Source organism: Micromonospora sp. NPDC047644, assembly GCF_040704315.1.
In the GTDB taxonomy this organism is placed as follows: Bacteria; Actinomycetota; Actinomycetes; order Mycobacteriales; family Micromonosporaceae; genus Micromonospora.
On the sequence record NZ_JBEYSY010000009.1, the window covers coordinates 58,555 to 84,263 of the forward strand.

The following is a 25,709-nucleotide window of genomic DNA, read 5'->3' on the forward strand; positions in this document are numbered from 1 at the left end:
CCCTCACGGCTGGACGTCGAGCAGCCCCTCGTCGTACAGCGCCGTCCAGAGTTGATCCGGGACGTCGACACCGGACCGACGCAGGGTCTCGGTCACCTGGGCGTCGTCGCGCATGCCGACAACGGTCGAGACCACGGCCGGGTGGCGACGGACGAACGCCAACGCCGCCTGGGGCAGCGTGACGCCGTACGTCTGACAGACCCGCGCTATCAGGCGGGCGTGGTCGATCACCTCTGCCTGCGCCTGCCGGTAGTCGTAGACGGCGTCGGTCGACGGCATGTCCCGGGCCAGCAGCCCCGAGTTGTAGACACCGGCGACCACCACACCGACGTGGCGGGCCTGCGCGGCGGGTAGCAGGTCGGTCAGCGCGCCCTGCTCCAGGAGGGTGTACCGGCCGGCGCACATCACCATGTCCACGTCGGTCTCCGCCACGAAGCGGGCCAGCATCGCCGACTGGTTCATTCCCGCACCGACGGCGCCGATCACGCCCTGCTCCCGTAGCTCCACCAGGGCCGGGATCGCCTCGTTCGCCGCCTGTTGCCAGTGCTCGTCCGGGTCATGCAGATACACCACGTCGATCCGGTCCAGGCCGGTGCGCCGAAGGCTCGCCTCCAGCGAACGGCGGACGCCGTCGCGGCTGAAGTCCCAGACCCGGCGGTGGTCGGCGGGAACGTCGAACCCCTCCGGATCCCGCTGGTGCGCCGTCTCCGGTGACGGCACGAGCAGCCGGCCGACCTTCGTCGACACCACGTACTCGCCGCGGGGGCGGGAGCGCAGGGCCGCGCCCAGCCGTCGTTCGGACAGGCCCAGCCCGTAGTGCGGTGCGGTGTCGAAGTATCGGATGCCGCCTGCCCACGCGGTGTCCACGGCGGCGGCGAACTGCTCGTCGGACGTCGCCCGGTAGAGATTGCCGCCCTGGGAGGCGCCGAAGCCCAGTGGGCTCAGCCGCGGCGGCGGTGCAGCGCCGCCGCGGCTCGGCGGACCCGCGGGACCCCGGGCACCTCCCTGGACGGCCGCCGTCACCGCTCGTCCCGACCCACGCTGGTGCTGCCGGTCATCGCGGCGACCAGATCGTCGGTGGTGGCCTCGTCGGCGCGGAGTTGGGCCGCGCGCCGGCCGAGGCGCAGCACCTCGACCCGGTCGGCGATCTCGAGGACCTGCGGCATGTTGTGGCTCACCAGCACCACCGACATGCCGGCGTCGCGGGCCCGCCGGACGACGTCGAGCACCCGCCCGGTCTGGACCACCCCCAGGGCCGCGGTGGGCTCGTCGAGGATGACCACGTTGGTCGCCCAGATGATGGCCCGGGCCACCGCCACGCACTGCCGCTGCCCACCGGACAGCATCGCGATGGGGGTGGTGACCCGGGGGATCCGTACGCCCAGTTCGTCCAGGGCGGCGGCGGCGCCGTGGCGCATGGCGCGCTTGTCCAGCAGCCCGAGCCGGCCGAGTGGTCCGGAGCGCAGGATCTCCCGGCCGAGATACAGGTTGGCGGCGACGCTGAGGTCGTCGGCGACGGCGAGGTCCTGGTAGACGGTCTCCACTCCGGCGCGTCGGGCGTCGACCGGGGTGTTGAACTGGACCGGACGGCCGCCGACGCGGATCTCGCCCTCGTCCGGCGGGTGCACACCGGACAGGGTCTTGATCAGAGTGCTCTTGCCGGCGCCGTTGTCGCCGATCAGCGCGACGACCTCGCCCCGGCGGACCGTGAAGTCGGCGCCGCGCAACGCCTCGACGTGCCCGAACCGCTTGACGATGCCGCGGGCTTCGAGGACCGGCGGCTCCGCGTCGGTGGGCTGCTGGTCGCTGTCCGCGGTGGCCGTGGGGATCGCGCCCATCACTGCACCGGCGGGTTGGCGCAGCTGGGCTCGAGCACCGCCTTGATCTCCGCCGAGTCGATGTTCTCCTTGGTGACGAACGTGACGCCGGTGTCGGCCGACGCGAGCGGCGCCTTGTCCCGCAGGTGCTTGACCATCTTGTCGACGCCGAAGTAGCCCATCTTGAACGGGTTCTGCACGACCAGCGCCGAGATCTGGCCGCTGCGTACGCCGGCGATCTCGTCGGGGGCGGCGTCCCACCCGATGATGACCACCTTGCCGGACTTGCCGGCGGCCTGGATGGCCTGCGCGGCGCCCAGCACGCTCGGCTCGTTGGCCGCGAAGACACCCTTCAGGTTGGGGTTCGCGGTGAGGATGTTCTCGGTGACCCGTCGGGCCTCGTTCACGTCGCTCTTGCTCGGCTGCTGGCCGACCAGCTTCAGGTTCGGGTACTGGGCGAGGCCGGCCTTGAAGCCGTCGACCCGCTCGGTGTTGGTCTGCGATCCGGGCTGGAACTCGACCAGCGCCACCTCGTGGTTGCCGGGGCCGAGTTCGGTGGCCAGCAGCTTCGCCGCCTCGGTCGCCGACGCACGGTTGTCGGTGGCGAAGAGGGGCACGTTCGACGGTTGCGGGCTGGTGCCGGAGTCGATCATGGCGACCGGGATGTTGGCGCTGAGCGCCTTGTCGGTCGCCGGCGCCAGCGCGCTGGAGTCGGTCGCCGCGTAGACGATGCCGTCGACCTTCTTGGTCACGAAGTTCTGGATCAGGTTGACCTGGCCCTCGACGTCGGTCTCGGCGGTCACGCCGTCCCACTGGACGGTGACGTCCCCCGCGCGCTGAGCAGCGCACTCGGCGCCCGCCTTGACGGTGTTCCAGTAGTCGGCGCCGACCGCCTTGGGGACGACGGCGAGCTTCAACGGGCCGCTCGCGTCCTTGGCCGCGCCGTCGCCGCCGCCGTCACGGACCTCGACCCCGCCGCAGGCGCTGAGCAGGGCGGTCGCCGCGGCCGCGGCCAGGATCGCCTGCGCGCGCAGGAGTCGTCCTCGCGTCCGCCGGCTGGTGGTGGTGTGTGCCATGGTGTGTGTCCTTCCTCGTTCGGACTCTCGGAATGGCATGTCAACCCCGTGATTCCAGCCGCCGGCGGCGGTACTGGTCGAAGTAGACGGCGGCCCAGATGATCACGCCGACGATCACCTGCTGGTAGTGGATGCTGATGTCGAGCAGGACGGCGCCGTTGCGGACCAGGGCGATGAGGAACGCGCCGATGATGGTCCCGACGATCCGGCCCTGCCCGCCGAACAGGCTGGCTCCGCCGATGACGGCGGCGGCGATGACGTCGAGTTCCAGTGAGATCCCGTAGTTGGGCTGGCCGGAGTTGACCCGGGACGCGGCGATCATGCCGCCCAGCCCGACCAGCACGCCGGCCAGCACGTACACCCCGGTCAGGTGCCGCCCTACCCGGATGCCGGAGCGGCGGGCCGCCTCCAGGTTGGAGCCCATGGCGTAGGTGTACTGACCGAAGCGGGTCTGGGACAGCAGGAAGGCGACCCCGACGGCGACCAGGACCGTGATCACCACGGCGAACGGAATGCCGAGGATCTGCCCGTTGCCGAGCAGTTGGAAGGACCGGGGCAGGCCGTAGACGCCGACCGCGCCGGTGATGATGAAGACCAGGCCGCGGCCCACGGACATCGTCCCCAGCGTCGCGATGAACGGCGGGATCCGGGCCACCGTCACCAGCAGTCCGTTCAACAGCCCGGCCAGCGCGCCGACGCCGATCGCGACCGCCGTCGCCGCCCAGAGTGAGAAGCCGAGGTCGCGCACGACCATCGCGCCCAACACGCCGGCGAGCGCGGCGACCGATCCCACGGACAGGTCGATGCCCTTCGTGATGATGACCATCGTCTGGGCGGTGGCGATGATGGCGATCACCGCCGTCTGGGCCCCGATGTTGAAGAGGTTGTCCGCGGTCAGGAAGTAGGGACTCGCGAAGGTCAAGGCGATGAACAGGACGACCAACGCGGTCGCGGCGGTGAATTCGGAGACGGCGTGGGAGATCCGTTCCCGGAACCAGTCGCTGAGTTCGCCGCGCTGCGTGCCGGCGGTTGCCTCGGCGCTACTCATCGTCGGACCTGACCTCCCCAAGCGTGGCGCCGGCATCCGACGGGGACCCGCCGACGAGCCGAACGTCTGTGAGCGACCGACCCGCTCGGCCGGCGGTGCGGCAAGGTGCCCGCACAACCCTTGGAGATAGGTCGGATGTTTCCCGCGATCAGGCGTTACCTTGCCACGCATTCACGTATGTTGCCAAGGTCTTGCGGGCATGTTTTGCCATCGTTACCTGTGCCGCCGAAGCCATAGGTCTGACCAAATCGACATCGACTGCCACCGCCAGCATGTTATCGATAACATGCTATGTCCCGAGGTCGAAAGGCGCTGCCGTCTCAGGACGGAGCCAGCCGGTAGACACGGCCGGCGGTCCGGCGCCAGATCCCGGCCCGCTCGTCCTCCGACAGCGGGTCCAGCAGGTCACCGAGGACGGTGACCCAGCGGGTGTACGAGGTGGCCAGCAGGCACACCGGCCAGTCAGAGCCGAACATCAGCCGATCCGGCCCGAACACGTCAAGGGCGTGCTCGACGGCGGGCCGCAGGTCCGCCGCGGTCCAGGACGCACGGTCCACCTCGGTCACCAGGCCGGAGAGCTTCGCGGTGGTGTTGGCCTCAGCCGCGAACGCCCGCAGGTCGCGCTGCCAGTCAGCGAGATCGGCGCGCCCCAGCGGAGGCTTGCCGAGGTGGTTCAGGACGAAGCGCACCTGGGGCAGGTCGCGGACGAGCCGGACGGCCGCCGGCAGCTGGTGGTGGCGCACCAGGAGGTCGAAGGCGAGACCGGCGGCACCGACCGCGGCGATGCCGTGCCGCACCTCGGGGCGGTCGAGATAGGTCGGGTCGGGTTCGGACTGGACCAGGTGCCGGATCCCGACCAGCCGTTCGCCGCCGCGCGCCGCGCGTAGTCGGGCGAGGCGACGGTCGACATCGGCCGCGGTGAGGTCGACCCAGCCGACGACCCCGGCGACGAGCGGGTCGTCGGCCGCGATGCCGAGCAGCTCGGGCGTCTCGGACCGAACGGCGACGGACTGGACGACCACGGTCTGGGTGACCCCGGCGGCCCGGGTCGCCGGGGCGAGCTCGACCGGCGTGAAGTCGTCGTCGATCGCGGCCATGGTGTGCGGATCGATCCAGGACTGTGGGTGCCGCGCCCGGACCCAGAGGTGGTGGTGCGCGTCGACGATGCCCGATCGCCGCGCGACCTCGCCGGTCGTCACCGGACCCGCCCCAGCGCGTTCTCGCCCACCGCACACCCCGCCCAGCCGCTGATCGAACCCTCCGGGTCGACCCGGAGCCACGGAGCCGATCTGGCAGATTGACCATGTTAGCGGTAACAGTGTGTTGCCGAGTCCCGAACGCGCGCCACCACCGGCTTGCGACAGTGTCGCCTTTTGGTCTGACGAATCCGCCGGCACCCGCGGCCGGTCGGCCGAGTCGGCGTCCCGGTGTGTGGACGGGTCCGGGGCACGGGTCCGGGTTGACCGCCCGAGGCGGCACCGATACCGTCGACGCACTATCTGCGGCGACGCGAGGGAAGCCGGTGTGAATCCGGCGCGGTCGCGCCACTGTGAGCGGTTCCCCAACCGGGGTCCGCGAGCCAGGACGCTCGGTCGTCCGCAGCCTTGCGATGGGGACGCGTCATCCCTGGGGAGGTTCGTGTATTCATGTCTAGCTCCGCTACCAGCCAGCCGGTGGTGCACCCCGCCGGCAGTGCCCGTCTCCTGTGGACTGCCCTGGCGACCGTTGCCGCGCTCGCCCTGCTGACGTATCTCGTCGCCTTCGACCAGGGCGCGGTGTCGCGCAGTGGGATGTACCTGCACGAGCTGATGCACGACGGCCGGCACCTGCTGGGCGTCCCGTGCCACTGACCACCACCACCCGCACTCCCCCGTTCCTCGCCGTCCTCGTCCGCGGGCTGCTGGCCGGCCTGATCGCCGGCCTGCTGGCCGGGGCGTTCGCGTACGTCGCCGGCGAACCGCACGTCGAGGCGGCCATCGCCATCGAGGAGGCGGCGACCCACGCGGAGCCTGCCGCTGGTGCGCACGATCACGAGGACGCCCTGGTCAGCCGGACGGGTCAGCGTGGCGGCCTGTTCCTGGCCACCGCCCTGTTCGGGGCCGCGATGGGTGGCCTGCTGGCCACGGCGTACGTCCTGCTGGCCCGGCGGCGGCGCGGCGACGACGACGGGCGGTGGGGTCTGCTGCTGGCCGGCGCGGCGCTGCTCGGCGCGGTGATCGTGCCGTTCCTCAAGTACCCGGCGAACCCGCCGGCGGTGGGCGACCCGGCCACCATCAACCAACGGACCGTCACCTACCTGTTGATGGTGGTGCTCGGGCTGGTGGCGGTGTGGGCCGGCTCGCTGGGCTACCGGTCGGTCGGTGCGCACGCGCCGACGTGGCTGCGCGCCGCCGCGGCCGTGGGCGGGTTCCTCCTGGTCACGGCAGTGTCATACGTGGTGATGCCGTCCTTCCAGGAGGTTCCGGCGGACTTCCCCGCGGCCCTGCTGTGGGAGTTCCGGCTGGCCTCGCTGGGCACCCAGGTCGTGCTCTGGACCGGCATCGGCCTGCTGTTCGCGGCCCTGATGCACCACGAGCGGCGTCGCCGGGCCGGCACCGCGCTACCGAGCACGTGAGGGGCACCAGCCTCCGGCTGGTCGCCCACGGTCACACCGCCGCGCTGCGCCGGGCCCGCTTCGGTGGTGCCGACGACGGCCTGGACGAGGGTGGCCTGCGTGCCGCGCTCGCTCAGGCCGGCGCGGGTGCGGACCGGTCTTGGCACCTCGGGGCGTACGACGCCTGCCTGTCCAGCCCCGCGGTGGCCGCCCGACAGACGGCCGACGCCTTCGGCCTGCTGCCGACGATCGAGACGGCGTTGGCCGACTGTGACTACGGGGGCTGGTCCGGGCGGTCGCTCGAGGAGGTCGCCGAATCGCAGCCGCAGGCGCTGCACGACTGGTTGTCCGCCCCGGATCGCGCGCCGCACGGCGGTGAGTCCGTCGTGGACGTGCGGGATCGGGTCGGCGGCTGGCTGGACGCGCGGCACCGGACCGGTGGTCGAGTGGTCGCGGTCACCCACCCGCTGGTGATCCGGGTCGCGGTGGTGCACGCCCTCGGCCTTCCGGTGGCGACGTACCGGCAGGTGGACGTGGAGCCGTTGGCTGTCGTCCGGCTCACCAGCCAGGGTGCGCGCTGGCACCTTCGACTGGGCGGTTAGGCAGCAGGTCGAGGTCACACCGAACGGCACAGGCCGTGCCCACTCGTCGTGGGCACGGCCTGCGTGTGTCAGCCGCCTGCTCAGTGCTGCCGGGTGGGCAGGCGCAGCTCCACCGGCTCGGGCGGGAGGTCGTCGACACCGGCGGCGACGGCCTGTTCGTGGCGGCGGCGCGCCGAGGGCAGGGCGAGTGCCGCGAAGACGGCCAGGACCGCCACGCCGGCGCACACCCAGAAGCCGGCGGTGAACGCCGTGTCGGTGGGTAGCCCCTGTGGAGTGCTGTTCGAGGTGATGACAGCCGCCACGACCGCCGCGCCGATGCTGCTGCCGATGGTGCGGGCGATGGTGTTGACGCCGCTCGCCTCGCCGGTCTGCCCGGCCGGGACGCTCTCGATGATGGCGTTGGACATCGCCGCGAACGCCAGGCCGATGCCGGCGCCGGTGAGCACCCCGGAGAGCAGCACCTGCCAGGTCGCGCCGTGCGCGAGCGCCGGCAGCACGAACGCGACGACGACCGCGACCGTGCCGAGGAACATCGGCACCTTGGGGCCGAAGCGTCGGTCCAGCAGACCCGCGAGGGGACCGAAGACCACCATCATCAGGACGGTGGGCAGCAGGAACAGGCCCGCCTGGGACACCGTCTTGCCGAACCCGTACCCGGTGGCTGCGGGGAGTTGCAGCAGGGTCGGCACCAGCACGAAGGTCCCGAACATCGCGAAGCCGAGGATCAGGGCGACGAGGTCGGTGGCCCAGACGCCGCGGATCCGCATCAGGCGCATGTCGATGAGCGGCTCGCGTACCCGTAGCTCGACCCGGACGAACACCACCATCGCGACCACGCCGAGCAGGAACAGGCCGATGGTCTTCGGCTCGGTCCAGCCCCAGCCCTGTCCCTTGCTCACGGCCAGCAGCAGCGAGACCAGCGACACCGACAGGATGGCCGCGCCGAGCATGTCGAGCCGTCCGGGCGTGCGGACCCGGGACTCGGGCATCCCGAAGATGGTTCCGAGCAGCGCGACGACGACGAGGACCAGTGGCAGCCAGAACAGCCAGTGCCACGACAGGTGCTCCACGATCGGGCCCGCGGCCACGATGCCGACACCGGCGCCGACCCCGAAGATCGCGGACAGCAGGCCGACGGTGACGCCGACCTTCTCCCGGGGCAGTTGGTCGCGGACGATGCCGATCGACAGCGGCAGGATCGCTCCGGCGGCTCCCTGGAGCGCCCGCGCGACGATCAGCACGGTCAGGTTGGGGGCCAGAGCGGCGAGCAGGGTGCCCGCGGCGAGGGCGGCGAGGACGCCGATGAGGACCCGGCGCTTGCCGATCATGTCACCGAGACGTCCGAGAATGGGCGTCAACACCGAGGCGGCCAACAGGTACGCCGTGAGCACCCAACTGATGTCTCCGGTCGAGACGCCCAGTTCCCTTCCGATGGTCGACAGCGCGGGCGCCACCAGCGACTGGAGCACCGCGAACGCCAGGCCGCCCAGCGACAGGTACAGCACCAGGAGACCGCTGTTGGCGCGCGGGGCGGCGCCGGACGCGAAGTCGAGGTCCGTCGACTCCTCGATGGTGTGGGTCATGAGATCCTCGAACTAGATGTAAACGTTTGCTGACTTAGCCAGTATGCGCTGCTCGGCACTCATGTCAACAGTCGTTTACGTCACTCTGAACCCGTAGCGGACCTTGCGGTCCACGCAAAGTCAACGTATGTTTACTTGCTGGGTTCGACCGAGCCGGCCGGGTGGTCGGCAACCCACCGACTCCCGCGCCCGAACGACAGGAAGGACGCGTCGTGACAGCAGAACCGCCCGTCCCCACGACCGGCGACACCGCCGACGAACCGGCCCAGCGTCGCCGTCGGGACGCGGCCGAGACCCGGCAGTTGCTGCTCGACGCCGCCCGCCAACGCTTCGCCCGGGACGGCTACGCGGCCACCACCGTCCGGGACATCGCCGACGACGCGGGCGTCAACGTGGCGCTCATCAGCCGCTACTTCACGTCCAAGGAGGGCCTGTTCGAGGCGTGCCTGCGCGCCGCAGGCGACGAACTGGGTCGAACCACCGGTCAGACACCCGCCGACCGGGTGCCCGAAGCCATCGCCCGGCACATCGCCGGACTCGGCGCGGCGGGCCTGTCGAGCCAGCTCGCACTGCTGTTGCGGTCCTCCGGGGACGCGCAGGCCGACGAGATCCGGCGTGGTGTGCTGGTCCGCTCCAGCGAACAACTCGCAGCGGCTCGCGGGTGGCGTCCTGGCGAACCGGACAGCCACCAGCTCCTGCTGCGCGCCCAGATGGCCCTCGCCGCCGGCATCGGAGTCGCGGTGCTGCGGTCGTCGATCCGGCTGGAACCGCTGAGTTCAGCCACCGAGCATGACCTGGTCGGGCCGCTGCGCGACCTGGTCGACGCGCTGCTACCACCGCACTGAGCGCTGGTCACTGCGATAGCGCGTGGGGCGGGCCGTGACCACGGCCCGCCCCACACTGCGTTGTCCCCGCCTCGGTGCTAGCCGGTGACGGTGAACGGTCGGGACACCGTGGTGCCCGACGCGGCGCCGTTCAGCGTGACGCTGGTCGCGCCCGCCTTCGCCGGGCCAGGAACGCTGACCGTCGCGCCGGAGATGACGCCGTCACCGTTCGCGCGCACGGTGCTGACCGCCAGTCCCGTCCCGAAGGCGATCGTGACCACCTCGTTCGTCGCGAACCCGGAACCGTCGACCATGATCGACGTACCGCGCGGACCCGAGGTGGTCAACAGCGACACCCGGGGCTGGTAGGTCCGCGCCTGCGGCTCCCCGGTGACCTGGACGGTGGCCGTGGCCGGCGTACGCGAGGACGCGCCCGTCGCGGTCACGGCGTACCGACCGGGTTGCGCGTCACCGGCGGTCGGCACCGAAACGCGGACCGTTCCCGTCGCGGAGGCCGCGACCTTCATGGGCCGGGCCGGGTCGGTCCCGACGTTGACGGTCACCTGCTCGCCGGCGGCGAAACCGCTGCCGGTCACGGTGATCGCGCCGCCGGTGGTGACGGCGCCGGACGAGGACAGCGCGATCGCCGGCTGCGATGCGCTCCGAGCCACGGTCACGGTGAAGGATTCGGTGCTGCTCGACAGCGTGTCCCACGCGGTGACGCGCACCGTGTAGGTGCCCTCCCGTGCGTAGGTGTGCTGGCCACTCATCGCACCCGACGCGCCGATCGTCACGTCGTCCGGAACCGTGCCGTCACCCCACTGCACGCGGGCGCGGTAGCCCGTCGTACCGGGAACGCCGCCGGTCACCGCACCGAGGTTCGCCGCGAGGGCCTGGCCGGCGGTGGCCGTCTGGCTCTTCGGGGCGGCGGTCGTCAGCGCCGGGGCGGGCGTGCCGTCGTTGGCCACGGCGAACACGTGGATCCGACCCGCCGAGCGAGGGTCACCGGTCTGCGTCGGCAGGGTCACCGACACCAGCGTCTTGCCTGCCGGGATCTGGTACGGCGCGGTGGCGAAGAGGAACGGCTGGGCGGCGTCGCGGCTCGTGCCCTGCAACCGGTACGCCGTCCGGGTGACGATGATGTTGCCGTAGGACGGGGTGCCGTTGGCGTTGCCGCCCAGCGTCCAGTCACTCAACTGGATCGGGATGCTGGCCGTGCTGCCGTCGCTGAACGTCGCCGTGCCGGTGGTGCTCTGGTTGCCCTGCGTTCCGGCGCCGATGAAGGAGATGCTCGTCGCGTCCTGCGGAAGGTCGAGGACGACCGTCGCCCCGTTGCCGGTGGCGTTGTCCGGCTGCCCGGCCGGGATCACCGGCAGGGTGAACCGCAGCGCCGTTCCGGGCACCTGCTGGCCCTGGCCCTGGGTGGCACCACCGGCCGCCAGGGCGGCCCGGGAGTACGCCCAGGACTTGGCGTCACAGTCCGCGGCCAGGGCCCCTTCGTCGCCGACGCAGACGCTGTCGAAGGCGGCGGTGAGACCCGAGGCCGGGGCGTACGCCACCTCGACGCCGACCGTCGTGGCGCTCTGGGTCTCGCCGTCGGTCACCGTGACGGTCGCCTGGTGGTAGCCGGGCGTGGTGTAGGTGTGCGACCCACCGATGCGGTAGACGGCCCGCGAGCTCAACGTCACGGTGCCCTCGGTGGCCGGCGTGCCGTCGCCCCAGTCGATGGTGGCCTGGTAGCCGCCGGCGTCGCCGCCGGTGACGGTGGCCAGCGGAGACGGGTGCGCCGGTGCTCGCGTGCACGCCGTCCGCCGCGGTGACGGTGATGTCGCCGCCCCCGAGGTCGAGGTCTCCCCCGGCCAGCAGCTCAACCTCGGCGAGGTTTGTCTGCGCGGCGCCGACGGTCTTCGCGACGGCGAGGCGGAACTGTGCGAACCGTCCGGGCTTGTCGATCGAGTACGGGCGGGTCTGGTTACGCCACGGGAACACCTGACCGCTGCGGGAGTCCACTGTGGTCCAGGTGAGGCCGTCGTTGGAGCCCTGCAGACGCCAGTCCGCCGGATCGCCGGCAGCGGCCCCGGACGTGACCGTGTAGTACTTCGGCTTCTGCTTGCCACCACGGAAGGCCCAGGTGATCTGCGGGGTCGCCGAGGCGAAGGTCAGCTGCGTGGTCGACGAGTCGTCGAACAGCTTCGACGCGTCCTGACCGCCGGTCGCGGTCGCGGTGCCGAGACCGGGGCCGGTGACGTCCTGCAACGGCTTCGGCGCCTCGTCACCCTTGGTGAGCGACGGTGGGGCGTCGTTCTTGCCAGTGCCCCACGACGACGCCTTGGACCCCATCTGGAAGTCGATGGTGCCGCCCTTGGCGAGCGTCGCGACGTCCAGGGACAGGCCGCGCTGCTTCTTGCCGTTGACCGAGACGCCCTGCACGTAGATGTTCGACGCGCTGTTGTTCGGCGCGTTGACGACGATGTCGCCGCTGCTGCGGCGCACGGTCATCCTGGTGAACTGCGGCGAGCCGATCGCCCACTCGGACGACCCGGCCTGCAACGGGTAGATGCCCAGCGAGCTGAGGATGTACCACGACGACATCTCGCCGTTGTCCTCGTCGCCCAGGTAGCCCTGGCCGATCTCACTGCCGACGTAGAGTCGCCGCAGGATCTCCCGCACCGTCTCCTGGGTCCTGGCGGGCGCGCCCGCCACGTTGTACATGTACGGGATGTGGTGCGACGGCTGGTTGCTCATGCCGAGCTGACCCATCCGTACCGCGCGCGCTTCGAGCATCTCGTGGATGACGCCGCCGTACCCACCGGGACGGTCGGCGTTCTCCGGAGTCGTGAAGAACGCGTCGAGCTTGTCCCGCAGCGCCTTCTGCCCGCCATACAGGTTGATCAGGCCCTGGCCGTCCTGCTGGGCGGTGAACGCGAAGTTCCACCCGTTGGTCTCGGTGTAGACGCCACCCCAGTCCAGCGGGTCACCGGCGAGGAAGTTGCCGGCGGCGTCGCGGCCCTGGAAGAGCTTCGTCTTCGGGTCGAAGAGGTGGACGTAGTTGCGGGCCCGCTCCAGGAAGTACCGCGATTCCTCGGTGAGCCGGGCACGCTCCGACTTCGGCGTGGCCGGGTCCTTGGCGAGCGCCGCGCCCATGGTGCCGATGCCGAAGTCGTTGATGTAGCCCTCCAGCGCCCAGGACACCGACTCCCCGGTGGACGTCGGCGTGTAGCCGAGGAACAGGGAGCTCTCGATGCCCTTGCGTCCGACCGCGCTGCGCCCGGACGCGACGGTCGCGTCCTTGACGGCCGCGTCGTACGCGGCGAGCGGGTCGGGCAGCTTGACCCCGGTGAGGTACGCCTGGGCCAGCGCCACGTTCGCGCTGGTGCCGGTCATCAGGTCGGCGTAGCCGGGGGACGACCAGCGGGCGATCCAGCCACCGTCGCGGTAGTGCTGGACGAACCCGTCGGAGATCCTGGCGGCGACGTCCGGGTACAGCAGCGCGTAGGCGGGCCACACGGTGCGGTAGGTGTCCCAGAAGCCGTTGTTGACGTAGATCTGCCCGTCGACGATCTTCGCGCCGGTCTGGGTGGCTGTCGACGCGCCGGTCGGCGCCGAGACCGGGCTCGCGTACTGCCAGCGCGGCGCGGCGGCGGTGCCGGTGTTCTCCGACTGCGAGTTCGGGTAGAGGTTCAGCCGGTACAGGTTCGAGTACATGGTGACGAGTTGCGCCTCGGTGGCGCCCCGCACCTCGACCCGGCCGAGCCGGTCCTTCCAGGCGGCCGTCGCGGCGGCGTGGATCTGGTCGAAGCTCTTGCCGGTGACCTCAAGGTCGAGGTTGCGGCGGGCCTGGTCGACGGAGAGGAACGACGTGGCGAGGCGCATCGTCACCTCCCGGGACCCGGAGATGTCGAAGGTGGCCGAGGTCGCGGCGGACGCCGTGGGCGCCCGGTCGAAGGTGCCGGAGACGAACATCCGGCTCCGACCGGCCGACAGGCCGCTGCCGTTGTCGACCCAACCGGTGAACGTGCCGTCCGTGCCGATGGTGAACGTGCCGTTGTGGAAGACGAGGCTTCCGGTCGGCTGCCCGGTGGGGAAGGTGAACTGCATGATCCCGGCGTGGTCGGTGGGCGACATCTCCGCGATCAGGCCGTTCTGGAGCGTGACCCGGTAGAGGTCCGGCTGTGCCGTCTCGTCGTCGTGGGTGAAGGCGAGCGCACGACTGGCCGGCTGACCGGTGAGCGGCCCGCCACCGACCACCGGCATGACCGACATCTGGTTGCGGTCACCCATCCAGGGGCTGGGCTCGTGGGAGATCGCGAGGCCCTGGAGCATGGGCAGGTTGGCCTCGTTGTTCTTCCGGTGGTACTCGTACTCCCACGAGTCGGAGGTCGCGTCGGTCACCGGGGTGAAGAAGTTGAACCCGTTCGGTACGGCGGTGATCGGCAGGTTGTTGCCGCGCGAGAAGCCGCCCGTCGAGTTGGTGCCCCGCCGGGTGTCGACGTAGTTGGTGAGCGTCGAGCCGTCGATCGACGCCGGCGCGGCCGTCAGCTCGATGTCGTCGAGCCAACCCTGGAACCGGGTCTCCCCGGTGGCCTGCGGGTTGTCGTACGCGAGCAGGATGCGGTCGATCGTCTTGCCGCGCGCGACGGTGCCCAGGTCGGCCTGCACCAGGTTCCACTGGTCGGCGAAGAGCACCTTCGAGGCGCCCTGACCGGCGCCGCTGAGCGGGTAGCCGTGTTGGTCGGCGGCCGAGCGGCCACTCAGGTAGCTGCCGTCGGTGAAGCGCAGGTCGACGGCGGTGTAGGTGGACGGGTACCGGCCGTCCCCGCCGGTGAACTCGGGGAAGATCTTGTACGACAGTCGGGTCTTCGGCCCGACCGGGATGCTGACGTCGAAGAGCTTGTTGGTCGCGTACGACCGGCCGTTGCCCTCGGCGCCGCCGGAATAGCGCAGCGCGGCCAGTCCGGTGAACCCGACGTCCGGCTTCGTGGTGTAGCCGCCGTTCGGGCCGGCGGTCGCCTCGCTGACCATCGGGGTGGCCGGCGGGCGGATGTCGGAGCCGTCGCTGATGTTCCAGTCGGCGAGCTGCACGAGCGAGTCACCGGAGTTCGCGGTGACGTTGAGCCGGTAGAAGCCGTAGGCGTTCGGGTTGGTGAAGCTGTACGTGTTGGTGGCGAAGCGTCCGCTGAACTTTTCGCCGGCGCGCTTGTCCAGGTCGGTCCAGGTGGTGCCGTCGTTCGACCCCTGGACGACGAAGTCCTTCGGGTCGCGGGTCGGCGCGTCGTTGGCAGTGGTCAGCGAGTAACGCCGCACTGTCGCCGGCTTGGCGAGCTGGTAGGTCACCCAGCCGGTGGACGCGAACACGAGCCACTTGGTCGACGGGTCGTCGTCGGCGAGGTTCGCGGCGACCTCGCGCGGCGTGTTCTCGTCGCTCGCGGTCACGGCGCTGACCTGGGCGAGCAGGCTGCCGGGGAGGGTGGCGACCTTACCGCTGAGGTTGGCCTGGACGGGCTTTCCGTTCGGGCCGATCTCGACGGTGCTGGTGGCCGGCTGTGGGTCGGCGGCCTCGAAGGATGAGGTGAAGGTGCCGGGGGTGGCGGGGGCGGCGTTCGCCAGGGGCGCGGCGACGAGCAGGCCCAGCGGTAGCAGGGCGGTTGTCGTCGCCGCGATCAGGCGGCGCGAGAGTGGACGCGCAAGGGGGGTGTGCGACATGAGGGACGGAGCCTTTCGACTCGAACCGGGTCGAGTACGTCGAACGTCTGGGCAGTGTGGAGCGGGTGGTGGGCCGAGCCCTGACATCGTTGTCATGAAAGTACGTGAGCAACGGGAGCCGGGCTGTGGACTGCCGCTGATAGTTCCGGGCGCAGCACGGCCGTGTCAACGGGTCGGCCGCGCGGAAACCGCGACCGCCCGCACCGGGGCCCGGCCGCCGACGCACCGGGCCCCGACGCCGCCGGATGACGTACGTCGAGGCCCGGACACGGATCAGCAGTAGAGGTTGGCTCCGGCGGACACGCCGAGGATGCCGACGAACTGCTGGTACCGGGTGACGCGGCTCTGCACCTGGGCGGGGTTTCCGCCGTTGCACTCGATCGAGCCGTTGATGCTGCGGATGGTCTGACCGAACCCGGCGCCGTTGACCATCGCATTGTGGGCGGTCATGGTGCCCGGCCCGTTCTGGGTCATCCAGTACCAGATACCGGTCTTCCAGGCCACCGCGGCGTCGGTCTGCACCAGCCACGGGTTGGTCAGCAGTGGCAGGTTGAGCGCGTTGCCCGCGGCGTTGTAGTTGAAGTTCCAACTGAGCTGGATCGGCCCCCGCCCGTAGTAGGCGGCCTGCCCGGCGGGACACCCGTAGGGCTGGCCGGGGTCGCAGTAGTGCGGGTAGTTGGCGGTGTTCTGCTCGACGATGTGCACGAGCCCGCCGGTCTCGTGGTAGACGTTCGCCAGGAACGCGGCAGCCTCCTGCCGCTGGACGGTGGCACTGCCGCTCTTCGCGAACGCCGGGTAGGCGCTGAGCGCGGCGACGAGACCGGAGTAGGTGTAGAAGGAGTTGCGACCCGGGAACATCTGGTTGAACTGGGCCTCGGTGACCACGAAGCCCCCCGGGTTGGTGGGCGGCGGGGTGGTCGGTGGTTGACCACCACAGGTGTACGGCTCCCAGTACCAGGTGCTGACAACGGGGTCGTACCCGGGATTGTCGTGCTCGGCGATGTAGTAGAGACCGTTGGTGTACCGCACGATCGCCCCGGTGGCGTACCACGTTCCGGCGGCCCAGTTCGGGTAGGCGCAGGTCCCCCCGGTGGGCGGCGTGGTGCCGCCTCCACACGCGCCGAGGTCCTCCCAGACGCCGGTCGTGCCCGGCGGGGCCTCGTTCTGGGTCCACCACTTCGCCCGGTAGTTGCGGCCGTTGTGGGAGACCTGGGCGTCTCCCCAGTAGACGGCCGAGGCCTGCCACGACGCTGAGCAGGCCGCCGCCGACGCGGCGGTGGCCGGGATGATCGCGACCAGTCCGCCGGCGACGATCAGCGCCGCCAGCGCGACCAGCGCGCGGAGTCTTGTCATGTGGTTGCTCCCTTCTCGGGGCTCCAGGGGCCGAAACCCGAGGCGGATATCGACACGAGTGACTGTAACATCTTCTGTTCACAGTCTTTACTAATTGGCCCCCTCGGTCGGCCACAACGACCTGACCGGCGGCCGATACTTCCGATGAATTTCCGGATCATGCCGCTCTCCCACGCTGCGATCGGCGTCGATGGAGTCGGCGGCAGATCGACCTGAACGACGTCCCAACTGGCCACGGCATGTGCCCGCCCCACAAGCCGCCCTGCGCTGTTCCGGAGTGATTCCGGAACTTGTTGACGTGTTCAAATTCTCGCTGTAATACTCCGATCCACTGAGATCGATGCGACAGCAGGCCGCGATCCACCCACCACCACACCTGTCCGGACTGCGCCGTCCGCCGTCCGGGTCTGCGAGAAGGGGCACCAGATGAGCCGACTCCTCCCCCGCACGGCCCTGTGGTCGAGGCGGTTGCGCGCGGCGCTCGCCGTCCTCGCCACCGCGGTCGCCATGTGCGGCGTCGTCCTCGCCGCCACCTCGACCCCGTCGAGCGCCGCCACCTGCAACGGCTACGTCGGCCTCACCTTCGACGACGGCCCGACCGGCAGCACCAACTCGCTGCTCACCGTGCTGCGCAACAACGGCGTACGGGCCACGATGTTCAACGTCGGGCAGAACGTCCAGAACAACAGGTCGGCCGCACAGGCACAGGTGGCCGCCGGCATGTGGGTCGCCAACCACAGCTGGAACCACGCCCACATGACCTCGATGAGCCAGTCCCAGATGCAGTCGGACCTGTCCCAGACCAGCTCGGCGATCCAGTCGGCGACCGGCAGCCGGCCGGTGCTGTTCCGGCCCCCGTACGGCGAGACCAACTCCACCCTGCAGTCGGTGGCGTCGTCGCTGGGCATGCGCCAGATCCTCTGGGACGTGGACTCGCAGGACTGGAACGGCGCCAGCGTCAGTCAGATCGTGTCCAACGCGAGCCGACTCCAGGCCGGTCAGGTCATCCTGATGCACGACGGGATCCAGAACACCCGCGACGCCATCCCCCAGATCATGGCCAACCTGACCAGCCGCAACCTGTGCCCCGGCATGATCTCGCCGTCCACCGGCCGCGCGGTCGCGCCCGACGGCACGACCCCGCCGACCACCCCGCCGCCGACCACCCCGCCGCCCTCCGGCGGCACCTGCACCGCGACCGCCACCACCCCCAACGTCTGGGGCGACAGGTACAACACGTCGGTGACGGTCAGCGGCGCCAGCACGTGGACCGTGGTCGTGGCCCTCACCTCGCCGCAGCGGGTCTCCACCATCTGGAACGGCACCGCCACCTGGGACAGCAGCGGGACAGTCATGACCATGCGGTCCAACGGCAGTGGCAACACCTTCGGCTTCACCACGATGACCAACGGCAACAGCAGCGCCCGCCCACAGATCCGCTCCTGCACCTCGGGTTGACATCGCCCAGGTTGAGTCGTGCGCGGTGGGTGCGCCCGGCACCCACCGCGCACCTGGCGAGCCGGCACGCGGACCAACTGCCACTAGCCTGCACTGATGCGACACACCCTCACCCCGGGGAAGGACAGCCTGCACGGCCACTTCTCCCCCGATCTCCCGCCCGTACTCACCATCGACCCCGGCGACACCGTCACCTGTCGCACCCTGGACTGCTGGTGGTCCGCCGGCCCGTACCCCGGCGGGGCGAACCGGGACCGGCCCCGGGTGCCGCAGCACCGCCCCGATGACGGACACGCGTTGATCGGTCCGGTCGCGGTCCGCGGTGCGCGCGCTGGTCAGACCCTCGCGGTACGCATCGACGCGGTCGTCCCGGGCCGCTGGGGAACCACAGTGGCCGGCGGCTGGCCGAGCGGGTTCAACAAGCACTACGGCGTGCAGGATCACCAGGTGGTGCACGCCTGGACGCTGGACCCGGTCACGATGACCGGCCGCAACCAGCACGGGCACACCGTTGCGCTGCGGCCCTTCATGGGGGTGCTCGGCATGCCGCCCGCGGAGCCGGGGCTGCACTCGACGACCCCACCGCGCCCGTGGGGCGGCAATCTGGACTGCCGAGACCTCACCGCCGGCACCACCCTCCTGCTGCCGATCCCGGTGGACGACGCGCTCTTCTCCGTCGGGGACGGGCACGCCGCACAGGGTGACGGCGAGGTCGGCGGCACCGCGATCGAGTGTCCGATGGACGAGGTGACGTTGACCATCGACGTCCGCGACGACTTCCCGGTCAGCGGCCCGGTGGCCCGTACCCCCGACGCGTGGTTGACCATGGGCGTCGGCGCCACCCTCGACGACGCCACGTTCACCGCCCTGGACTCGATGCTGACGCTGATGCAGCGACTGCACGGCCTCAGCCGCCCGGACGCGGTGGCGCTGGCCAGCATCGCGGTCGACGTGCGGGTGACGCAGATCGTCAACCAGAGCGTCGGCGCGCACGCGGTGCTCCGCGACGACGCGCTGCGCTGGCCGGACGGTTCTGTCGGGGGTCGCCGTTAACGTGTGGTCACTGTCGCCGCGCCGGCCGGATCGCGCCGCTCGCTGACCCTCGGAGGCCCCCCATGTCCCAGGAGACGACCTACCTCGAACTGTCCGAAGTGGACGGTGCCCACAAGTTCTACGAGGTCATCGTCGACAACGCCACGCTGACGGTGCGCTACGGCCGGATCGGCGACCAGGGGCAGGTCAAGGCCAGCGCCTACCCGGACAACGCCCGGGCGCGGGCCGCCGCGGCGAAGAAGATCGGAGAGAAGGTCCGCAAGGGCTACGCGCCGGCGGTCCCCGGCGTCCGCCAGAAACGCACCGTGTCGCGGCGGCAGATCGTCAGCACCCGCTCCACCGCCCACACCGCCCCGGTGCTCTGGCGCTACGACTCCGGCGCCCCCGCCTTCGGCATCTTCGTCGACGGGCAGCACTGCATGGTCGGCAACGAGCACGGAGTCATCACCACGCTCGACCACAATGCCCAGGTGCGCAGCCAGGTCCGCCTTCCCGACGGGGTCAAGTGCATCGTCGCCGACGACGCCTGGATCTACGCTGGCTGCGACGATGGCAACGTCTACGATTTGTCCGGCAAGGTGCCTCGCGTGGCGTACGCGATCGCCCCGGAGATCGACATCTACTGGTTGGACATCCACGACGGCGTCCTCGGCGTCTCCGACGCCGACGGCGGGATCACCGCCGTGGACCACGAGGACGAGTTCCTGTGGCGTCGCCCCGGTCGCGGGCGTTCGGCCTGGATGGTGCGGTGCGACGACGACGCCATCTACCACGGCCACTCGCAGGGCGTGACCGGCTACGAGTGGCGTACCGGCAGCGAACTGTGGCACACCAGCACCGGTTCGGTGCTCTTCGGCTGGCAGGAGCACGGCAGTGTGTTCGCCGGGACGGGCACCCGTGAGGTGGTGCGGCTGTCCAAGTCGGGGCGGCTCGAACGCACCTACCGCTGCGACGCCCCGGTCTTCTCCTGCGCCACCGCCGAGGGCGGGGAGTACGTCTTCGCCGGTGACAGCCAGTCCTCGATCTACTGCTTCGACGCGGCGGGCACCCGGCTGTGGAAGCTCGGCACCGGCTGCGGCTCGGCGTACTCGATGCAGTACCACGACGACCGGCTCTACGTCGTCACCACCGGCGGCCATCTGGCCTGCATCGACGCCAGCGAGCCGGCGATCCGCGCGGCGCAGGCCGGAAACGTGCCCGAGGTACGCGACATCAAGGCCCCCCGCCAGACGCCCCAGCCGGTGCAACCGACGATCGTCGAGGTGACCAGCGACTCGGGCGCGGGCGTTGTCGTGCAGTGCCGTGACGATCGGGGGCGGCTGCGGGTTCAGGTGCTCTCCGACGGCTACCGGCGGGACTGGTCCGTGCAGTTCCCCAAGGGCATTCGCGAGCCGGGTGCCCGCTACCTGGTGACCGAGGTGCGCGAGTCCAGCCGCGGTGGTTACTACCGCGCCTACGGCGACATCCGCCGGCTGCGCTGAGCGGCGGGGGCACCGCCTCGCCACCGAGGGTCCCCGGCCGCGCCCGTCGCTGTCGTAGGGTGCCGCCATGGCACACCCCGTCCGGGCCGACGGCGACGCCAGCGCGGCCTGGTGGGCTGCCCCGCCGATGGGGCGAGTCAGTCACCTGCCGGGCATCGACCCGGAACTGCTGCGGGTGGCGCTCGACCCGTTGCCCCCGGCAGCCCCCGCGATCGTGCACTACCGGCCCACGGTGACGGGTCCTCTCGGTGACCTCGTGGACACTTTGCTCGACCAACTGGACACCGTCGCCCTCGCGATGTTCCCCCGCTGGCTGACGGGGGCCGACCATCTCGACAGTGGGGGCACGCTCGGGGTGGCGGCGGTGCGGGCACTCGCGGCCCGTACCGCCGCCCACTCCCGGCACTTCGGCCCGTTCCTGGCCGACCTCGCCGAGCGAGGGCTGCGCGGCCCGCGCCACCCCGCGAGCCGGTCCCGCTTCGCCCCGGGGGTACGCGCGGCCGGGCTCGCCCGGGTGATCTCCGGCGCGTACGACCGGGAGAGCTGCGTGCTGGTCGTGGCCCTGCCGGACCTGGACGCCGACGCCGAGCGGACGCTGGTGGCCGCCGCCGAGTGGTTCGTGCGCCACGGTGGCTTCACCGTGTGGTTGGCCGGCGGGCCGTTGCGTCACGCCGACCGGGTGCGCGCGGTGCCGATGCCGGTGCCGGCACGGTTCACCGGTCTGACCGGCGCTACCGAACTTTTCCCGGTCACCGCCGCCGAGCCGGACTCGGCGGTGCTGGCCTGGCCGCCGATCGCCGGCGTACCTCGCGGTGACAGCCCCGCCGAACAGGCGTTGGAACGCGCGCTCGCGCCGCACGACTGGGCGCGGGGCCGGCGGTGGAACCAGACCTACGAGTGGCACGTCCTGGCCACGGCGTACCGACTGGATCTGTTTTGGCCCACGGAGGGTCTTGCGGTCGAGGTGGACGGCCCGGAGCATCGTGGGCGAATCGCTTTCGCCAACGACCGGCGGAGAGACGTGCAGCTGCAACTCCTCGGGCTGGACGTGCTCCGCTTCACCAACGAGCAGGTGCTCACCGACGCGCCGGCGGTGGTCGACGGGATCCGTCGGCTGCTGGCCCGGCGACGCGCGGGCGGCACGCACCCCCACGGAGATGAGACATCATGACGAGCCCGGCGGACGTCCCGCACCTGACGCCGAACCAGATCAACGCCCTCGTGGTGCTGATGGTCGAGGCACGCCGACTCACCAACGTCGAGCTGAAAGAGCTGGCCGGTTTCACACTGACCGGCAAGGACAACACGAAGCTCGTCGACCTGGGCCTGGTCGACACCGATCGGACCCACCGGCCGTTCGCCCACGAGCTGACCGAGCAGGGCTGGCGGGTGGCACGTCAGCTGCACACCGCCCCGCCGCCGAAGGCGGGTGGCTCGACGACCCGTTCCCTCTTCGTCGTTCTGTCCAACCTGCACCGTTCGCTGGACCGGCTCCGGGTCAGCCACGGGGACTTCTTCAAGCAGACCGGGGCGACGGCCGCCCCCAGCGAGCCACGACCCGAAGCACCGGCCCCCGCTGTGACAGCGGCGAAGGCCGCACCGGCGGCACCGGCGGAGGTGGAGGCGCTGGTCCGCTCGGCGTACCGGGATCTGGCCACCGCTCCGGGCGCGTGGGTCGGCCTCGCCGACGTCCGCGACCGACTCGCCGACACCGACCGGGCCGCCCTCGACGCGGCGTTGCGGGCGATGGTCGGCCAGGACGACGTCCGCATCATCCCGGTGGCGAACACCAAGTCACTGACCGCACGGGACCGGGCTGCGGCCGTGCGCATCGGGAACGAGGACAACCACGCCCTGGCGATCGGCCCGGCATGATCTCGGAGGACCAGCGGGTCGCGCTGGACGCGGTCAGTCTCAACCCGGCGGTCACCCCGGACGACGTCTGGCGACCCAGCCCACACAACGTGCCGGAGCTGCACGAGAAGGTGGCCGCGGAGATCCTGCGCGGGGTGGCGCGGGCCCGCACCGACGACACGAGCATGCCGCTCGGCGTGGCCATGCAGGGCCGCGCGGGCGCCGGCAAGACGCACCTGCTCGGGGCGGTCCGCGAACGGATCCAGGGCGACGGCGGCTACTTCTTCCTGGTCGACATGGTCAGTGGCAAGACGTTCTGGGAGAGCGTGGCCCTGGCCATGGTGGAGGGGATGGGCCGCCCCCACGTCGGCTGGGGCACCCAGTTGAAGACCTTCCTGCGTCGACTCACCCCCCAGCTCGGCCTACCGGTGGAGGTACGCGACGCGGTCGCCGGCACCCGACCGGTGACCCGTGCGCAGCTCGACACCTTCATCTGGGCGCTTCGCGAGCGTGATCGGGAGGTCGGGCGGGACGCCCAGGACACCGCTCGGGCGCTCGTCCTGCACGGCGCCATCGACTTCGAGGCCCAGGACGTCGGCTACGCCCACCTGATCTCCGAACCGGGTGACCCGGCCGCACGGGCGGCGTGGGGGTTGAGCGCCGCGATCCGCACCCCCCAGCAGGTCGTCCAGGACATCTCCCGGCTGATGGCCCTGACCCTGGACCCCACGGTCATCGCCGTGGACCAGCTCGACACGCTGTTCGCCCAGACCAGCACCTCACTGCTCAACCAGCATCAGGGTCTGGAGGACGGCCAGGCCAGGATGCTCGGCCCGATCGCCGATGGCCTGCTCAAGCTCCGCGACATCACCCGCCGCACGCTGGTCGTCGTCTCGTGCCTGCCGGACACCTGGGTGCTGATGACCCGCGCCGCGCCCACCCCGGTCGCTGACCGCTTCCGTACGGCGACCCTGCCGGACCGGATTCCCAATCCGGAGATCGGGCAGGCCATCGTGGCGAAGCGCCTCGCCACCGCCTACGCGGGCATGTACTTCGGGCCACCGCACCCCACCTGGCCGATCGCCCCCGCCGCCTTCGCCGACGCACCCACCCTGACGCCACGCGCCCTGCTCCGCCGGGTGGACCGCCACATCGCCTGGTGCCGTGATCGCGACGACGTGATCGAGCTGGATCGGCTCATCGACGGCGTCGACTCGACGCCGACCGTCAGCGCCGTCCGTGGCGTCTCCACCGATCCGACGACGGACGAGCGCCGCCTGCACGAGTTGGACGCACGGTTCGCCGAACTGGTCGAGGCCGCGGACGTGTCGACCGCGGTCGACCCGACGGGCGAGGACGAGCACATGCCGCCGCTGCTCGCGGCCGGCCTCGCCGCCTGGATCGCCGAGCAGGCGCCGACCGGCGCCACCTACAAGTACGATCCGCCGCCCGGCCGTAAGCCCGCGCTGCACGGGCGGCTCATCGAGGTGCTCGACGAGGCCACCGAGAACGAGGCGCACTGGTGCTTCCGGGCCATCGCGCACCCCAACGCCATCGCCGTCACCGCCCGGGTCAAGGCCGCCTGCACCCTCGCCGGGTTGGACCGGGACCTGCCACAACGGCGGCTGATCCTGCTGCGCAACGGTCCGTGGCCGACCGGGAAGCGTACGACCGAGGTGTTGACCGGCTTCGACGCGGCCGGCGGCCTGCGGTGTGCCGTGTCGGAGGCGGACCTGCGGGTCTTCGCGGCGCTGCGGGTGATGGCGGGCGAACCGTCCGCGGCCCTGCAGGAGTGGCTGCTGGCCCGCCGCCCGGCCAGCGGCACCGACCTGTTCCGCGCGGTCCTGCCCGGGCCCGACGGGACGCGCGGCGGTGCCCAGCCGCCGACGCCCGACGACGAGCCACCGTCCGGTGGCCCCGAAGCCGACCCGTCGCAGGTGTCGGAAGCCGACGCTCCCGCCGATGTGTCCGGTGCGGCGGCCGGGCTGCCCGTACCCGCTGACCAGGCCGACCCCGTCGTCGGCGAGGGCGCTCGCGCGGTCGGGCTGGGGCGGACCGTCGACGGCGCCCATCCCTTCACGGTTGCCCTGGAGTCGCTGCGTCGCCACGCCGTCGTGTTCGCCGGGTCCGGCTCGGGCAAGACCGTGCTGATCCGCCGGCTGGTCGAGGAGTGCGCCCGCGAGGGGGTCTCCGCGATCGTGCTCGACCCCAACAACGACCTGGCCCGGCTCGGCGACCCGTGGCCCGACCCGCCGGGCGGCTGGGGCCCCGGCGACGCCGAACGCGCCGCCGACTACCTCGCACACACCGAGGTGGTGGTGTGGACGCCCCGGGTCACCGCCGGTCGGCCGCTGAGCTTCCAGCCGCTGCCCGACTTCACCTCCCTGCGGGACTGGCCCGACGAGTTCGACCAGGCCGTGCGCTCGGCCGTGGAGGCACTCGCGCCGCGGGCGGGCGTGGACCGCTCCGGCCGGCTCGCCCAGCAGGGCAAGGCCGTCCTCACCGAGGCACTCCAGGCGTACGCGCGCAGCGGGATGGTCGGCCTGCCCGGCTTCACCGAGTTCCTCACCGATCTGCCCGAGGGGGTCAGTCGGCTGGCCCGCGCCGGGAAGCTCGCCGAGGAGTTGGCCGAGGCGCTCAAGGCGGCGATGGTCACCGATCCGCTCTTCGGCGGGGTCGGCGCGCCGGCCGACCCGGGGCTGCTGCTGACGCCGTCGGCGGGGCGACGGGCCCGGGTTTCGGTGATCAGCTTCGTCGGTCTCACCTCCGACCAGGAGCGGCAGAGCTTCGTCAACCAGTTGCAGATGGCGCTCTTCGCGTGGATCAAGCGGCACCCCGCCGGTGACCGGCCGCTGGGTGGGCTGTTCGTGATGGACGAGGCGCAGACGCTCGCGCCCTCGACCGGCACCACCGCCTGCACCGCCAGTTCGATCGCGCTGGCCTCGCAGGCCCGCAAGTACGGGCTCGGGCTGGTCTTCGCCACCCAGGCGCCCAAGGGTCTGCACAACCAGATCTCCGGCAACGCGACGACGCAGTTCTTCGGGCTGCTCAACGCGCCGGCGCAGATCGACGCGGCCCGCCAACTCGCCGAGGCCAAGGGCGGGCGGCTGCCGGACATCGGCCTGCTCAACAGTGGCGAGTTCTATGCCGCCGGGGAGGGGTTCTCGTTCGTGAAGGTCCGTACCCCGCTGTGCCTGACACACCACCCGAAGGCGCCGTTGACACCCGAGGAGGTCGTCGCCCGTGCCCGCCCGGCTGGGTAGC

At 71.2% G+C, this 25,709-nt stretch carries 19 protein-coding genes and 1 riboswitch; of the genes, 10 read left to right on the plus strand and 9 right to left on the minus strand.

Features of this window, described 5'->3' with window-relative positions:
- Positions 1 to 3: 3 nt before the first annotated feature.
- The 5 genes from AB0877_RS16320 to AB0877_RS16340 all read right to left on the minus strand — a co-directional run bounded on the left by AB0877_RS16320 (position 4) and on the right by AB0877_RS16340 (position 5,140).
- Entirely contained in the window at positions 4 to 1,023 is a 1,020-nt protein-coding gene (locus tag AB0877_RS16320; protein ID WP_366609496.1) for an aldo/keto reductase, read from the minus strand.
- The gene (locus tag AB0877_RS16325; RefSeq protein WP_366609498.1) at positions 1,020 to 1,838 is read right to left on the minus strand and encodes an ATP-binding cassette domain-containing protein; all 819 of its coding nucleotides are present in this window, start codon (positions 1,836 to 1,838) and stop codon (positions 1,020 to 1,022) included. Before AB0877_RS16325 ends, AB0877_RS16320 begins: the two co-directional genes overlap by 4 nt.
- Positions 1,838 to 2,893, minus strand: coding sequence for an ABC transporter substrate-binding protein (locus AB0877_RS16330; RefSeq protein WP_366609500.1), 1,056 nt, complete (start codon positions 2,891 to 2,893; stop codon positions 1,838 to 1,840). The genes AB0877_RS16325 and AB0877_RS16330 overlap by 1 nt, the downstream gene beginning before the upstream one ends.
- A gap of 40 nt (positions 2,894 to 2,933) precedes the next feature.
- Complete coding sequence (locus AB0877_RS16335) at positions 2,934 to 3,941, minus strand: ABC transporter permease (protein WP_091406814.1); 1,008 nt, start codon at positions 3,939 to 3,941, stop codon at positions 2,934 to 2,936.
- A 320-nt stretch (positions 3,942 to 4,261) separates the two neighbouring features.
- Positions 4,262 to 5,140 carry an amidohydrolase family protein gene (locus AB0877_RS16340; RefSeq protein WP_366609502.1) on the minus strand — a complete coding sequence of 293 codons (879 nt, stop codon included), beginning with the start codon at positions 5,138 to 5,140 and terminating at the stop codon, positions 4,262 to 4,264.
- A gap of 315 nt (positions 5,141 to 5,455) precedes the next feature.
- A riboswitch (cobalamin riboswitch) is annotated at positions 5,456 to 5,529 on the plus strand.
- 58 nt (positions 5,530 to 5,587) lie between these two features.
- Here AB0877_RS16340 and AB0877_RS16345 point away from each other — a divergent pair.
- The 3 genes from AB0877_RS16345 to AB0877_RS16355 are packed head-to-tail and all read left to right on the plus strand — an operon-like array spanning position 5,588 to position 7,136.
- Positions 5,588 to 5,791 (plus strand): CbtB-domain containing protein, encoded by a 204-nt coding sequence (locus tag AB0877_RS16345; RefSeq protein WP_355010105.1) that lies wholly within the window; start codon positions 5,588 to 5,590, stop codon positions 5,789 to 5,791.
- Positions 5,782 to 6,555: a CbtA family protein gene (locus AB0877_RS16350; protein WP_366609503.1), complete on the plus strand. Its 774-nt coding sequence runs from the start codon at positions 5,782 to 5,784 to the stop codon at positions 6,553 to 6,555. Before AB0877_RS16345 ends, AB0877_RS16350 begins: the two co-directional genes overlap by 10 nt.
- Positions 6,552 to 7,136 carry a histidine phosphatase family protein gene (locus AB0877_RS16355; protein WP_366609504.1) on the plus strand — a complete coding sequence of 195 codons (585 nt, stop codon included), beginning with the start codon at positions 6,552 to 6,554 and terminating at the stop codon, positions 7,134 to 7,136. The genes AB0877_RS16350 and AB0877_RS16355 overlap by 4 nt, the downstream gene beginning before the upstream one ends.
- Before the next feature lie 80 nt (positions 7,137 to 7,216).
- Here the strand turns inward: AB0877_RS16355 and AB0877_RS16360 are convergent, their stop codons facing one another.
- Complete coding sequence (locus AB0877_RS16360) at positions 7,217 to 8,719, minus strand: MFS transporter (RefSeq protein ID WP_366609506.1); 1,503 nt, start codon at positions 8,717 to 8,719, stop codon at positions 7,217 to 7,219.
- A gap of 212 nt (positions 8,720 to 8,931) precedes the next feature.
- Between AB0877_RS16360 and AB0877_RS16365 the strand changes: the two genes are divergently transcribed.
- Positions 8,932 to 9,564 carry a TetR family transcriptional regulator gene (locus tag AB0877_RS16365; protein WP_366609507.1) on the plus strand — a complete coding sequence of 211 codons (633 nt, stop codon included), beginning with the start codon at positions 8,932 to 8,934 and terminating at the stop codon, positions 9,562 to 9,564.
- A gap of 77 nt (positions 9,565 to 9,641) precedes the next feature.
- Here AB0877_RS16365 and AB0877_RS16370 read toward each other — a convergent pair whose 3' ends face one another.
- The 3 genes from AB0877_RS16370 to AB0877_RS16380 all read right to left on the minus strand — a co-directional run bounded on the left by AB0877_RS16370 (position 9,642) and on the right by AB0877_RS16380 (position 16,599).
- Positions 9,642 to 11,102 carry a PKD domain-containing protein gene (locus AB0877_RS16370; protein ID WP_366609855.1) on the minus strand — a complete coding sequence of 487 codons (1,461 nt, stop codon included), beginning with the start codon at positions 11,100 to 11,102 and terminating at the stop codon, positions 9,642 to 9,644.
- Entirely contained in the window at positions 11,017 to 15,246 is a 4,230-nt protein-coding gene (locus tag AB0877_RS16375) for a GH92 family glycosyl hydrolase (RefSeq protein WP_366609508.1), read from the minus strand. The genes AB0877_RS16370 and AB0877_RS16375 overlap by 86 nt, the downstream gene beginning before the upstream one ends.
- Before the next feature lie 273 nt (positions 15,247 to 15,519).
- Positions 15,520 to 16,599 carry a glycoside hydrolase family 19 protein gene (locus tag AB0877_RS16380; RefSeq protein ID WP_366609510.1) on the minus strand — a complete coding sequence of 360 codons (1,080 nt, stop codon included), beginning with the start codon at positions 16,597 to 16,599 and terminating at the stop codon, positions 15,520 to 15,522.
- A 426-nt stretch (positions 16,600 to 17,025) separates the two neighbouring features.
- Here AB0877_RS16380 and AB0877_RS16385 point away from each other — a divergent pair, with 426 nt between their 5' ends.
- From AB0877_RS16385 to AB0877_RS16410, 6 genes are all read left to right on the plus strand, one after another.
- Entirely contained in the window at positions 17,026 to 18,057 is a 1,032-nt protein-coding gene (locus AB0877_RS16385) for a polysaccharide deacetylase family protein (RefSeq protein ID WP_366609511.1), read from the plus strand.
- 96 nt (positions 18,058 to 18,153) lie between these two features.
- A complete protein-coding gene (locus AB0877_RS16390) occupies positions 18,154 to 19,110 on the plus strand; it encodes an acetamidase/formamidase family protein (protein ID WP_366609513.1) in 957 nt (318 codons plus the stop codon).
- 62 nt (positions 19,111 to 19,172) lie between these two features.
- Complete coding sequence (locus AB0877_RS16395; protein ID WP_366609515.1) at positions 19,173 to 20,591, plus strand: PQQ-binding-like beta-propeller repeat protein; 1,419 nt, start codon at positions 19,173 to 19,175, stop codon at positions 20,589 to 20,591.
- A 67-nt stretch (positions 20,592 to 20,658) separates the two neighbouring features.
- Positions 20,659 to 21,762, plus strand: a complete 1,104-nt coding sequence (locus AB0877_RS16400; protein WP_366609517.1) for a DUF559 domain-containing protein — start codon at positions 20,659 to 20,661, stop codon at positions 21,760 to 21,762.
- Positions 21,759 to 22,466 (plus strand): hypothetical protein, encoded by a 708-nt coding sequence (locus tag AB0877_RS16405; RefSeq protein WP_366609519.1) that lies wholly within the window; start codon positions 21,759 to 21,761, stop codon positions 22,464 to 22,466. The genes AB0877_RS16400 and AB0877_RS16405 overlap by 4 nt, the downstream gene beginning before the upstream one ends.
- Complete coding sequence (locus AB0877_RS16410) at positions 22,463 to 25,708, plus strand: DUF87 domain-containing protein (protein ID WP_366609520.1); 3,246 nt, start codon at positions 22,463 to 22,465, stop codon at positions 25,706 to 25,708. Before AB0877_RS16405 ends, AB0877_RS16410 begins: the two co-directional genes overlap by 4 nt.
- Position 25,709 lies beyond the last annotated feature (1 nt).

What these genes read in the sequence shown, in the direction of transcription:
- AB0877_RS16335 (WP_091406814.1), bottom strand. Translation starts at nt 3,941, where the DNA reads ATGAGTAGCGCCGAGGCAACCGCCGGCACGCAGCGCGGCGAACTCAGC.
- AB0877_RS16400 (WP_366609517.1), top strand. Translation starts at nt 20,659, where the DNA reads ATGGCACACCCCGTCCGGGCCGACGGCGACGCCAGCGCGGCCTGGTGG.
- AB0877_RS16325 (WP_366609498.1), bottom strand. Translation starts at nt 1,838, where the DNA reads ATGGGCGCGATCCCCACGGCCACCGCGGACAGCGACCAGCAGCCCACC.
- AB0877_RS16375 (WP_366609508.1), bottom strand. Translation starts at nt 15,246, where the DNA reads ATGTCGCACACCCCCCTTGCGCGTCCACTCTCGCGCCGCCTGATCGCG.
- AB0877_RS16345 (WP_355010105.1), top strand. Translation starts at nt 5,588, where the DNA reads ATGTCTAGCTCCGCTACCAGCCAGCCGGTGGTGCACCCCGCCGGCAGT.
- AB0877_RS16405 (WP_366609519.1), top strand. Translation starts at nt 21,759, where the DNA reads ATGACGAGCCCGGCGGACGTCCCGCACCTGACGCCGAACCAGATCAAC.
- AB0877_RS16410 (WP_366609520.1), top strand. Translation starts at nt 22,463, where the DNA reads ATGATCTCGGAGGACCAGCGGGTCGCGCTGGACGCGGTCAGTCTCAAC.
- AB0877_RS16395 (WP_366609515.1), top strand. Translation starts at nt 19,173, where the DNA reads ATGTCCCAGGAGACGACCTACCTCGAACTGTCCGAAGTGGACGGTGCC.
- AB0877_RS16385 (WP_366609511.1), top strand. Translation starts at nt 17,026, where the DNA reads ATGAGCCGACTCCTCCCCCGCACGGCCCTGTGGTCGAGGCGGTTGCGC.
- AB0877_RS16380 (WP_366609510.1), bottom strand. Translation starts at nt 16,599, where the DNA reads ATGACAAGACTCCGCGCGCTGGTCGCGCTGGCGGCGCTGATCGTCGCC.
- AB0877_RS16360 (WP_366609506.1), bottom strand. Translation starts at nt 8,719, where the DNA reads ATGACCCACACCATCGAGGAGTCGACGGACCTCGACTTCGCGTCCGGC.
- AB0877_RS16330 (WP_366609500.1), bottom strand. Translation starts at nt 2,893, where the DNA reads ATGGCACACACCACCACCAGCCGGCGGACGCGAGGACGACTCCTGCGC.
- AB0877_RS16390 (WP_366609513.1), top strand. Translation starts at nt 18,154, where the DNA reads ATGCGACACACCCTCACCCCGGGGAAGGACAGCCTGCACGGCCACTTC.